Genomic DNA, 11,459 nt, shown 5'->3' with positions numbered 1-11,459 from the left:
GCGTTTGCCGCCCCGGCCTCCCTCAACGGCATCTATGGCAGCTTCACCTTCAATGCCGCCAGCGGCAGCTGGACCTATACGCTCGACAATAACCGGGCCGCGACGCAGGCGCTCAACCAGGGCGACGCCGTCAGCGACACGCTGAGCGTCAGCTCGCTCGACGGCACGGCCAGCCACAACATCGTCGTCGCCATCACCGGCGCAGATGATGGTCCAGCTAGGCAGGCGCCGACCGACATTAAGCTGACGCCTGTCGTTCCGGCGGATAGCGTTAACTTCAATAGTTTTGAGTTCAGTGGGCTGCTGGCGGCGACTGATCCCGACGCAGGTGGATTCAGCTTCAGCATTGCCTCGCAGTCGAATCCGGGCTTGTTTTCGATTACCGGCAATACGCTTCATTCGGATGCGCTATCGACGAACGGTACATTTTCAGTGACGGTAACGGCAACGCAGACCGGTGATCCTATAGGCCCGGCCTTCGAAAAGACCGAGACGTTCACGATTATCACCGGTGGCAATGGCAACTCAGTGGACAATCCGACCGGTGGAACGGGCGACRATATGCTCTACGGCGGTGGCGGTAACGATATGATGTTCGGGCTCGGAGGTGACGACACTCTTTTCGGCCAAGACGGCAACGACACCCTAAACGGTGGTGCTGGCAACAACACCCTGACCGGGGGCGTGGGAAATGATACCTTCTTTTTCCAAAAGTTTGCCACCACCACGAACCATATGACTGACTTCAACGCTGGGACGAATAGCACAACCGTGGACAGGTTCCAGTTGGACGTCGGAGGCGGCACGTTCGAGTTCGCCGTCGGCAACAACAATACAAACGTGGACAATGTGAAGGTGGGAAACAACGGCACGATCAATGTTGCCGGAACGGAGGTTGCCGTCAAAACGGACGTGAGCGTCACGAACGCAACCGTCCAGAGCACCATCAATGGTTACAGCAACATAACCACAGGGGCATTGTTCGTGTTCCACAACACGGATCTCGGCCATGCGGCGGTCTACTACGATCAGAACCCAAGTTCAGCCGGCGGCGCGGTGCTGGTTGCTGAATTCGACAACATCACCACCCTCAGCGGGCTTACAAATTTCAACTCGGGCGACTTCTTGTTTAGCTGAGGCGGTCTGTGATCACCACCAGCATTCATCGCAGACGCAGCCCAATGGAGACCTCGCCTGCGGCGTACGTACTCGGGCCTGACGGGGAGGTCCCGGACGTTTGTGCGCCCAGCGCGCTGGGCGCGACGGATTCATCGGGTAGTGGATAGCATCAGGTCACACGCGTTGCGGCAGCCTTCCGATCTCAATTGCCGTCGTTGGGCCGTGCCTTGGCGCTGTCATTGCTGCTGTCCGAGGCGGTTTTTCCGTCCGGCTGTTGGCCGAAATAGGTGCCGCCGAGGTGGCCGCCGGCGCTGGTGTTCTTGACCTGCTGTTCGGCGCGTTTCTGAAGTTCACGGGCGTTGGTCTTGCTCATTTTCGGCTCCATATTTGAGGTCGACCTGTGGTCAACCGATGGAGGCCGACACTGTTCCATATTTTTCTGCGCCAACGCCGGGGCTGGCTGTTCGGTGAGAGCAAAAGATCGGCCGACTGGCTGGCATTTGTGAGACTGGGCGGGAACAGTTCGGGGTTTTGCCTGTTGTTCGAATTCAACATGGAGAAACGAACATGGGCATGACGACACCGAAAGACGGCGCCCCCGGCACGACCGACCAGTCACCCCGCTGGGAAGGGCCGAGGGGGAATAAGCCTCGCGGCTACATGAAGGCCAAGGATGATCCGGATCGCGACCGTGACGCGCATGGCGAAAACAATCGCGACCCCGAGACCAGAGATCTCGGCGATGCGCTGAAGCAGAAGGGCGATTGACATGGCCAACACCGAGAAAGACGCGACCGGCCAGTTCGCCAAGTCGCGGGCCGACCGGAAGAGCACCGGCGTCGCCAGCGCCAAGCCGACCGTCATCACCGGCTCCGAGGATGCGACGGTAAACAAGAACCCGCCCGGCAAGAAAAAGCCTGAGAAGGATTGGGAAATTAATTACGATCCCGCCGATAGGAACGAGAGCCGGTCGCACTAGCTCGGGCTGCCGCCGGTTCTCCTCACGAGCCAAGCCGGGAGGCATTTCCGTTTTTTTCCAGTCACGGAAATGCTCCATTTTTATATGCGGGCACGGTTACGCTACCCACCGAAATAGGCCGGGTGGTCGATATCGGCGAGGAGGCCGGGCTGTTGCGGCTGCCAGCCGAGCAGCGCGCGGGTATGCTCGCTCGAGGTCGGGACGTCGAAGCCGGCAAACATGCCGAACCAGCCGAAATGCTCGGCCGCTTCTTCCCGTGAGAGCGAGACGGCGGGCACATCGAGCCGACGGCCGATGACCTCGGCGATCTGCCTGAAGGGAACTCCCTCTTCCGCGACTGCCAGGAACGGACCGCCGACGGCGCCGCGCTCGATCGCCAGGCGATAGACGCGGGCGGCATCGAGCCGGTGCACGGCCGGCCAGCGGTTCTCCCCTTCGCCGATATAGGCCGAGACGCCCTTGCGCCGGGCCAAATCGATCAGGATCGGCACGAAGCCGTGGTCGCCATGGCCATGCACCGAGGGCGGGAGCCGGACGGTGGAGGCGCGCACGCCGCGGGCGACAAGCGATACCGCGGTGATTTCGGAGGCGCGAGGGTAGGTCTCCGACGTCGGCATGGGCGGATCCTTCTCGGTGCCGACACGGCCGGGGGCAAAGCCGAGGCCGGCCGTGACCAGCAGCGGCCGGCCCGAGCCTTGGAGGGTTTCGCCGAGCGCCTCGATGGCGCGCCGGTCGGCGGCGCAGTTCTCCGCGAATTTCGAGAAATCGTGGTTGAAAGCCGTGTGGATCACGGCGTCCGCCTCAGCGGCACCGCTCTTCAGACTTCCCAGGTCGTCAAGCGTGCCGTGATGGACTTCGGCACCGGCGGCCGCCAGTTGATCCACTCCCTTGTCGGAGCGGGTTAGGCCGAGCACCTTGTGGCCGGCGGCGATCAATTCATCGACGACGGCCGAGCCGACCCAGCCGGTGGCTCCAGTGACGAATATGCGCATGTGATATCTCCAGTTTTTGCCGGAGACACATATCGGCTCTGCCTGTATCATGGTAAAGTAGTGATATTATCATGGTATAAAGGCTAACAGGATGGGTGAGTTCGTCACCTCAGACAACCGGCTCGGCGCCTATCTGAAGGGTCGCCGCGTCAGGCTCGATCCCGCCGCCTTCGGCTTTGCGGGGGAGAGGCGGCGCACGCCGGGTCTGCGGCGTGAGGAGGTGGCAAGCCGCGCCAATATCAGCCCGACCTGGTACACCTGGCTGGAGCAGGGGCGCGGCGGTGCGCCGTCTGCCGACGTGCTCGACCGGATCTCGCGCGCCCTGATGCTGACGGATGTCGAGCGCGAGCATCTCTTCCTCATCGGTCTCGGCCGACCACCCGAGGTGCGCTACCACAGGCAAGAGGGCGTGACGCCGAGGCTGCAGGGCGTGCTCGATGCGCTCGACCCGAGCCCGGCGCTGATCCGCAACGCCATCTGGGACGTGATTGCCTGGAATAGGGCGGCGACGGTGCTTCTGACCGATTACGGCGCGCTGCCGCCTGAGGAGCGCAACGTGCTGCGCTTCATCTTCCTCGATCCGCGCGTACGCGCCGCCCAGTACGACTGGGAAAGTGTGGCCCGCTTCGTCGTCGCCGCATTCCGCGTGGATGCGGCCCGCGCGGGTGCCGCGGCCGAGGTCGAGCCCCTCGTCGACGAACTCTGCCGCAAGAGCCCCGAATTCCTGGCGATGTGGCGCGACAACGACGTGCGCAGCCACGGCGAGGGCGCCAAGCACATCAAACACCCCATCCTCGGCCCACTCGCTTTCGAATATTCCGCCTTCCAGGTGGATGGCCGGCCGGATCTCAGCATGGTGGTGTACAACCCGGCGACGGCGGAGGATACGGCGAAGATCAAGGGGTTGGTGGGCTGAGGCGAGGGCAATTGGTCGATCGACGAGATTGCGGTCTTCATCGCCTCAGTCCCGACAAATCTGCAGTCATTCTGTGGATAGGCGCGCCCAAGATTTGAGCCGCGCGGATGGGGGATTTCAATGAATTCATATCTGCCGCGGTCTTGGGCGCCGCTTCGGGCTTGCTAGCATGACAAAGCTGTGAAAGGCTAAAATACCACTCCTGCTAGAAAATTTATTGACCGACCCGGTTTCAGCTGCTTTCCTCCCGATAGACCAAGGCGAATGGAGCTTGAAGGAGATATCCATGGCAGTGCTTGCAAAACCTGTGGCGGTCGATGATGTCAGGAGCGCTTCCGAGAATGATGTGATCTCAGGCAACCTGCTGGATAATGATCTGGCAGGGGGCTCCGGCAACATGTTTCTCAACTTCTTCGACGGCGAGCGGGTGCTTGCCAAGAAGGATGGTGCGATTACCGATATCGAGGGTGAATACGGCACGTTCCACGTCAAGGCAGACGGCTCTTACACCTATACGCTGAACGAGGCGGCCAAGGCGAGCTTCGTTGACGGAATGACGCTGACGGAGACGATCGGCTACAAAATCTCCGACGGCGCCGGCAATACCGATGTCGGCCATTTCACGCTCGACATTCACGGGGTCACGAGCCCGCCGGTCGCGGTCGACGACGCCTTCTCGTTCCGCGAAGGAAGCGAGATGGCCGGCAACGTGCTTGCCAATGATCACGCTGGAGAGGCGGGCACGCTTTTCCTGCGTTCGGTCGAGGGCACGAGCATTCCTGCCGGTCAGGGGCAAGGGCAGACAACCGACGTGGCGGGTGAATTCGGCACCTTCCATTTCGCAGGCGATGGAAGCTTCACCTACGATCTCGATCCGGCCGTAAAGGCGGGCCTCAACGACGGCGAGCATATCACGGAGAAACTCCAATATTACAAGGTCTCCGACGGCGCCGGTCACGCGGATGCCGGCGTGATCACGCTGACCGTCGACGGCGTGACGGACGGGAAGTCGTTGAACACCAATCATGTCGAGGCCCAGGCGGATGTGGTGCGCCCCTTCCTGGACCATTACGAACTCCAGGGGGTCGCGATCGATCCGCTAACCGGCAAGTATTACGTCAGTTCCGGCCATGGTTTCCCAGATGGTTCCATGGTGAGCATTTACGACAACGCAGCCGCATTTGAAGCCGACAACGCCAGCGGCGCCATCTCTCTCGGCGACTATGACAAGGGCGAATATGACATCGGCGGAACCTATTTTTCGGTCCGCGGCGGCGAGATCATCGGAAGAACCAACGAGGCGAGAGGCGAGGAGGACCCTTTCCCCGATCAGACCTATCTCGCAAAGTGGGATGCCGCCGACGGATCGCTCGATCAGAAGGGCGACCCGATTCCCGGCCTTATCGGCAAGAACGGGGCGGGTACGTTCGACTGGGGTGGATACACGGCCGTCAATACGATGCAGGATTCGACCGGCATTTACGTCGTCGGCCGCATCGATGATGCTACCTGGCAGGTCTCCAAGATCGATCCCGACACGCTCAACCCGATCGAATCCAAGACCTTCGCGGCCGGCGGGCTCGGCTACGGCTTTGCCGTCGACGGCACGTTCTTCTTCGGCGATTCCTCCAGCAGCGAGCATATCGGCACGGCCTTCGACTTTGAAACCGGGGTCAAGACAGCGGTCGACGTCAACATCGCCATACCGGGAGACGACTTGATCACCAACGTGGTCTATGATTCAGCGGCGGATAATCTCTACATCACCAACACCGGGATCGACGAAATCTCCGTGGTGCACAATATCTCGGACGTCCTGTTCATCTAGCGCATCGGCCCGAAAATCGGAATCGATTTTCGGAAAGCACGATGCGAGGATTGAAAGTGTTAGAGCGTCCTTTGTGCGTCCGAAAGCAAGCACGGCGTTCTATTCCTTACCGCTCGAATGCCGACCCCGCCCGTTCTCTTCACGGCGGGGCCTTTAACGGCGGCGTGAGGCGCGGATGCGGGCAGCGGGCTGCCTTCCAGGCCGGTCGCTACCACTGAGACGCGGAACTTGCCGTCGAGGCAGCGGTCGAGATCACCCCGACGTATGCAGTCTTGCCGTTGCGGACAAGGCCGCTCTCCTGCCAGTACGAGGCGTCTCCGGCTGTCCTGGCAGCAAGAGCGGCGGGCCGTGCGGAACATGGATGGCGGCCGACGCCTTCAGCCGGCCGCGTGGACCGGTCTCGGCCGATGATTTGGAACCATGATCCCGCCGTACTGTTTAACAGGAAGGCGCGGAAGCGCCGATAACGGGGATGCCGATTGCCGGCCAACCCGGTAATGACGATCGGCCTTTCGGTTCGCCTATGGAGGAGCACGACATGCAAACGACCCGATCGAAAGAACTGGCGGACGAATACCTGCGGCTTGGCGGCAAACGGCTGGCCAAAATCGATGACAATATTGTCAAGATCCGCCACTGGGATGATGACACGCCGGAGGCCGAGGCCTTCTGGCAGAAGCACATTGAGCCGTTGGATGACAAGCGCCGCGTAGAGGTCGAAACGCACCTTCCGACGATCAACGACCGGTGATCGCGGCGATTTCGCCGGAGCGCAGGACATTGAAGCACGACAGCGCCGCGCGTCTGAAAAGACGCGGCAGGCTGTCGTGCTCGGATATGTCGCGCCGCTGCGCTTACTGCAGCGTGCGCGTCTGGATCTGTTCGGCGGCGTGAGGCGCGGATGCGGGCAGCGGGCTGCCTTCCAGGCCGGTCGCTACCACCGAAACGCGGAACTTGCCGTCGAGGCTGCGGTCGAAGATCGCGCCGACGACGATATCGGCGTCTTCCTGCACTTCGTCACGAATGCGGCTTGCCGCTTCGTCCACTTCGAACAGCGTCATGTCCGAACCGCCGGAGATCGAGATCAGTACGCCCCTGGCGCCCCGCATCGAGATATCGTCAAGAAGCGGGTTGGCAATCGCCGCTTCCGCCGCCTTCATCGCGCGGCTTTCACCGGAGGCTTCGCCAGTGCCCATCATGGCGCGGCCCATGCCTGACATGACCGACTTCACGTCGGCAAAATCTAGGTTGATCAGGCCTTCCTTGACGATCAGGTCGGTAATGCAGCCGACGCCGGCATAGAGCACGCGGTCGGCGGTCATGAAAGCATCGGCGAACGTCGTTTTTGCATCGGCGATGCGGAAAAGGTTCTGATTGGGAATGACGATGACCGTATCGGCCGCCTGGCGAAGCGCCTCGATGCCGATTTCCGCCATCCGCATGCGGCGGTTGCCTTCGAATGTAAAGGGTTTGGTGACGACGCCGACCGTCAGGATGCCTGCGGCACGTGCAGCGCGGGCGATGACAGGTGCGGCACCCGTGCCTGTGCCGCCGCCCATGCCGGCGGTGACGAAGCACATGTGCGAGCCGGCCAGGTGATCCATGATCTCATCGAGCGACTCTTCGGCAGCCGCATGGCCGACCTCCGGCAACGAACCGGCGCCGAGACCCTCCGTCACATTCGCGCCAAGCTGGATGCGGCGCGTCGCCTTGGAGGTGGCCAGCACCTGAGCGTCCGTGTTCGCAGCGACGAATTCGACGCCCGCCAGCTTTTCCGCGATCATATTGTTGATCGCATTGCCACCACCGCCGCCGACGCCAATGACTGTAATATGCGGCCGTAGTCCAGAAATGCCGCTCTTGGCGTCCGTCATCGCGCTCTCCTTTGATGCTTCGTTCATGCCCACCCTCGTTTGCGGACGGCGAATCGTGCGTCCACGATACGCGAGCAACAAGGCAGAGGCGAGGCGAAAGACGTCGCGACGGGAGCGGCGATAATCGGGATGGGGCTTGATGGCGGCATTGAGGGAGGGAGCGTTGTGCCGGGAACTGACAATTGCGCTTAAGGCATAAGGTCCTCCTCCCAATGTTAACCCATGCCAGTCCTACGCTTAACAGCGCAGGGTGAGACACTATCCGCTTTTGAATTCAGCCAGAGTGGGGTCGAAGATGACTATTCCCCGGTTCTCCCATTCATCAGGATTGAAATCAGAAAGAAAACCATCGGGGGTAGGATGCAAACATCTTACAATCGGACCGGTGGGAAGCATCTGCAGGTAGAAAATATTCTCGAAGACTGGAGCCGGATTGAGTGCTTTCAGCTTCATTTTGGCCAACGCAATAGCCTGGCCGGGCGCGTCAAAGGGCTCGTGGGTCGGATAGATCAACAGGTGAGTAGGGATTGACACAACCTGATAGTGATTGGACTTGCTTGTAACGCGCTCGACCAACGCCTCTGCATACTGGCCAAACGTCCGAAGCTTGTTTCCGGATTTGAACGGGTTTCCTTCGCCGTCGTGCAGCACAAGCTCCGTTAGTTCGAGCTTTACCCGCCCGCCCGGTAGGTCAAGGGTGAAGTCGACGTCGTTCTCGGGATTCTGATGCCACCGGAACGCCACACCAGTCTTTGTCTTCCAGGCTTCGGCAAACAATTCAACCACGCGGAGTTCAATGGCGTCTTTGCTTGTCCCTAGCAGGTCACGCAGGAATTCGCCCGAAGCGTTTCCATCGTCCTCAACTATGACCCGATAGCGTCCTTGGTTACCGGTCGGCTTCTTCGCCATTGTGTTTCCTCAAGGTGAGCGAATTTTTGTAGAATTCAATGACGATTCTTTCTGGGAAAGCGGCGACGATGCTAACGTCTTCGTTTGCCAAAGACACCAAAGGCTTCAAGAACTTGTAGCATTGCATCAACCGTCTAGGCGATGCGGGCGTCAACTTCCTCCCGAAGCAGCGACGTGTGTTACCGCCACCGGCAAACATAGCACACACCTCAACCCCACCATCCCATTCGCCTCCAACACCAGCGACCCACCGTAAAGCCCCGCGAGCTCGTTGACGATGCTGAGGCCAAAGCCGTTGCCGGGGACGCGTTCGTCTTCGCGGACGCCCGGCAGGAGGACGGCGGCGAGGCGGGCCGGGGGGATGCCGGGGCCGTCGTCTTCGATGGTGATGCGGGCGGTCGGGCCGTCGCGGCGGGCGCGGAGGGTGACGCGGGAGGCGGCCCATTTGAAGGCGTTGTCGATCAGGTTGCCGAGCATTTCCTCGACATCGCTTTCGTCGCAGGCGACCCGCAGGCCTTGGGCTATATCGGTGTCGAAGGCGATCTTGCGTTCGGCATGAATCTGGCCGATCGCCCGGTGCAGATCGGCGATCGATGTTGCCACGTCGGTGCCGGCGACACTGTCCGACGTGGCCATCACCCGGCGGGCTGCGGCGAGGTGATGCTTGATCCTGTTATCGATCCGGGCGGCGATGCTGCGCAATGCGCCTTGCGGATCGTTTTTCTCGTCGAGCGCCAGCAGCAGGCTCGCCACCGGTGTCTTGAGGCCATGGGCAAGGTTGGCGAACTGCATGCGTGTTGCCGCCAGCCGCTCTTCGTTGGCCGCCAGCAGCGTGTTGGTTTTCAGTGAGAGCGGCGTAAGCTCGACGGTCGCCTCATCGGGCAGGCGGGCGCGTTCGCCCCGGTTGATGGCATCGATATTGGCCGCCATGGATTTCAGGGGGCGCAGGCCGAAGCGGATCTGCCAGAGCGTACCGGCCATCAGCACGAGGCCGAGCAGCAGCATACAGGGCACAAGCCAGAAGAGCGCGCGGAGCGCCGGACCGACGAGGGCGATCATCGGTGCCGTCGCGGTGATCGTCAGCGTCATGCCGTCGATGCTGCGCACCGCCTGGCGAAGATAGAGCGGCCCTCTTCCCCGATCACCGCCGCTGCCTGATGTCGGCATGCCCATCAGCACATGACGCAGATCCTGCCGTGGCGGCGGTGCGTCTATCGTGCCATTCATCAGGGAGCGGGAGGTCAGGCGTTGTTGCCCGTCGTCGATCTGCCAGTACCAGCCGGAGGAGGGGCGATCGAAGGGCGGCGCATCGAGCGGCGTGGAGAGGGCGATCCGTCCCTCGGCGTCGCGCGTCACCGCGCCGGCAAGGGCGCCGATCTGGATGTCCAAACGCTGGTCGACCTGCTCGCGCACCACCGTTTTCAGCGCCAGCCAGAGCACGATGGCGGCCACAGCGAGCGCCAGCGTCACGAAGATGCCGGAAAACATCAGCAGCCGGCCGGCGATCGATCGCGGCTTGAGGGACGGGGCCTTCATGGCGCCACTGCCGCCGTCAGCATATAGCCGCGGCCGCGCACCGTCTCGATCCGATCGGCTCCGAGCTTCTTGCGCAGGCGCGCGACGATGACTTCGATGGAATTGGAGTCGACTTCGGCATCGCCGTCATAGACGCGCTCTGTGAGTTCGCGCCGGTCGACGATCATCTCCTTGCGCAACATCAGACAGGAGAGCACCCGCCATTCCAGCGCCGTCAGCTTCAGCGGTAGTCCGTCGAGCTCGAAGGTGCCGAGCTGCGCATCGAAGACCAGTGCGCCGCAGACGAGCCGCGAGGCGGCATGGCCGGACGCCCGGCGCACCAGAGCGCGCAGGCGCAGCACCAGTTCTTCCACCTTGAAAGGTTTGGCGAGGAAATCGTCGGCGCCGGCCTTGAAGCTCGAGACCTTGTCCGGCCAGCCGTCGCGGGCCGTCAGCACCAGAACCGGCAGGTTGCGATCGCCCTCGCGCCAGCCCTTCAGCACGCTGACGCCATCGATCTTCGGCAGACCGAGGTCGAGGATCGCGACATCGAAGAGTTCGGTGAGCCCCGCATGGAGAGCGTCCTCGCCGTTGCGGGCGATATCGACGACGAAGTTTTCCGATCGCAGCACGGCGGCGATCCGGCCGCTCAGGTCTTCGTCATCTTCGACGAGCAATACGCGCATGGGGCAGGGCTTTCATCGCAGGGCATCTCTGAGGACGGGCCAAAACTATCGGGCCGAGCTTAACTCAATCTGAACGGAGAGGTTCAGGCAGGCGAGGGGGTATGGCGGCTAGATTGCGGCCATTACTGAAGCAAGGAGCAGATATATGCCTGATGAAGACCAGGACAACGGACATCCCGAAGGCGCCGCCACGCCTATGCCGCCAGGATACCGCCGGCGCCGACTGGCGATCCCCGTGATCGCTGCCGCCGTGGCGCTTGTCATCGGTGCTGCCGGGGGCGCGAGCGCCGTGAAGATGATGCGTCCCACGCCTGAAATGGCGCCGCTGACGCCTGTGGCGATTTCGGCCATGCCGGCCACCAGCCTCATCACCATCAAGGGCAAGGTCGCCGAGATCTATGGCAACAAGTTCGTGCTGCAGGACGAGAGCGGCAAGGCGCTTGTTGAAACGGGCCGGGCCGGCGAGGGTGGCGCCCTCGTCACCCGGGATGAAGCCGTCACCGTTCAGGGACGCTTCGACGATGGCTTCGTGCATGCAAGCTACCTCGTTCGCCAGGACGGACGAACCGAAGCGCTGCGACCGCCGAAAGGTCCGCCGCACAGACGATTTGCCGATTTCGATCACAGGCCCTGACGGGCGT

Annotated in this window: 13 protein-coding genes; 7 read left to right on the top strand and 6 right to left on the bottom strand. The window is 61.9% G+C overall.

Features of this window, described 5'->3' with window-relative positions:
* Positions 1 to 1,137 (top strand): VCBS domain-containing protein (locus AC1D1Z_RS14115; protein WP_477850895.1); only part of this gene is annotated, 1,137 nt, incomplete at its 5' end.
* A 184-nt stretch (positions 1,138 to 1,321) separates the two neighbouring features.
* Here AC1D1Z_RS14115 and AC1D1Z_RS14110 read toward each other — a convergent pair.
* A complete protein-coding gene (locus AC1D1Z_RS14110; protein ID WP_018242662.1) occupies positions 1,322 to 1,492 on the bottom strand; it encodes a hypothetical protein in 171 nt (56 codons plus the stop codon).
* Positions 1,493 to 1,686: 194 nt separating this feature from the next.
* Between AC1D1Z_RS14110 and AC1D1Z_RS14105 the strand changes: the two genes are divergently transcribed.
* Positions 1,687 to 1,887, top strand: a complete 201-nt coding sequence (locus AC1D1Z_RS14105) for a hypothetical protein (RefSeq protein WP_018242661.1) — start codon at positions 1,687 to 1,689, stop codon at positions 1,885 to 1,887.
* A gap of 1 nt (position 1,888) precedes the next feature.
* The gene (locus AC1D1Z_RS14100; protein ID WP_130652674.1) at positions 1,889 to 2,098 is read left to right on the top strand and encodes a hypothetical protein; all 210 of its coding nucleotides are present in this window, start codon (positions 1,889 to 1,891) and stop codon (positions 2,096 to 2,098) included.
* A gap of 101 nt (positions 2,099 to 2,199) precedes the next feature.
* Here the strand turns inward: AC1D1Z_RS14100 and AC1D1Z_RS14095 are convergent, their stop codons facing one another.
* Positions 2,200 to 3,090 (bottom strand): SDR family oxidoreductase, encoded by an 891-nt coding sequence (locus AC1D1Z_RS14095; protein ID WP_130652673.1) that lies wholly within the window; start codon positions 3,088 to 3,090, stop codon positions 2,200 to 2,202.
* Positions 3,091 to 3,181: 91 nt separating this feature from the next.
* Here AC1D1Z_RS14095 and AC1D1Z_RS14090 point away from each other — a divergent pair, with 91 nt between their 5' ends.
* The 3 genes from AC1D1Z_RS14090 to AC1D1Z_RS14080 all read left to right on the top strand — a co-directional run bounded on the left by AC1D1Z_RS14090 (position 3,182) and on the right by AC1D1Z_RS14080 (position 6,585).
* Entirely contained in the window at positions 3,182 to 4,006 is an 825-nt protein-coding gene (locus tag AC1D1Z_RS14090) for a helix-turn-helix transcriptional regulator (protein ID WP_018447088.1), read from the top strand.
* Between the two features lie 286 nt (positions 4,007 to 4,292).
* Positions 4,293 to 5,834, top strand: coding sequence for an Ig-like domain-containing protein (locus AC1D1Z_RS14085; protein ID WP_130652672.1), 1,542 nt, complete (start codon positions 4,293 to 4,295; stop codon positions 5,832 to 5,834).
* A gap of 472 nt (positions 5,835 to 6,306) precedes the next feature.
* Complete coding sequence (locus AC1D1Z_RS14080; protein WP_018074348.1) at positions 6,307 to 6,585, top strand: hypothetical protein; 279 nt, start codon at positions 6,307 to 6,309, stop codon at positions 6,583 to 6,585.
* 103 nt (positions 6,586 to 6,688) lie between these two features.
* Here AC1D1Z_RS14080 and ftsZ read toward each other — a convergent pair whose 3' ends face one another.
* From ftsZ to AC1D1Z_RS14060, 4 genes are all read right to left on the bottom strand, one after another.
* Positions 6,689 to 7,708, bottom strand: a complete 1,020-nt coding sequence (ftsZ, locus tag AC1D1Z_RS14075; protein ID WP_012758070.1) for a cell division protein FtsZ — start codon at positions 7,706 to 7,708, stop codon at positions 6,689 to 6,691.
* Between the two features lie 258 nt (positions 7,709 to 7,966).
* On the bottom strand, positions 7,967 to 8,617 hold the full coding sequence (locus tag AC1D1Z_RS14070) for a hypothetical protein (RefSeq protein WP_130652671.1): 651 nt from the start codon (positions 8,615 to 8,617) through the stop codon (positions 7,967 to 7,969).
* Between the two features lie 150 nt (positions 8,618 to 8,767).
* Positions 8,768 to 10,153: a sensor histidine kinase gene (locus AC1D1Z_RS14065; protein ID WP_130652670.1), complete on the bottom strand. Its 1,386-nt coding sequence runs from the start codon at positions 10,151 to 10,153 to the stop codon at positions 8,768 to 8,770.
* Complete coding sequence (locus AC1D1Z_RS14060; RefSeq protein ID WP_130652669.1) at positions 10,150 to 10,818, bottom strand: response regulator transcription factor; 669 nt, start codon at positions 10,816 to 10,818, stop codon at positions 10,150 to 10,152. Before AC1D1Z_RS14060 ends, AC1D1Z_RS14065 begins: the two co-directional genes overlap by 4 nt.
* 145 nt (positions 10,819 to 10,963) lie before the next feature.
* Between AC1D1Z_RS14060 and AC1D1Z_RS14055 the strand changes: the two genes are divergently transcribed.
* The gene (locus AC1D1Z_RS14055; protein ID WP_018447095.1) at positions 10,964 to 11,452 is read left to right on the top strand and encodes a hypothetical protein; all 489 of its coding nucleotides are present in this window, start codon (positions 10,964 to 10,966) and stop codon (positions 11,450 to 11,452) included.
* Positions 11,453 to 11,459 lie beyond the last annotated feature (7 nt).

It is taken from the genome of Rhizobium sp. P1_E1 (genome assembly GCF_056406015.1).
This window is presented reverse-complemented; position numbering and strand designations above follow the sequence as displayed.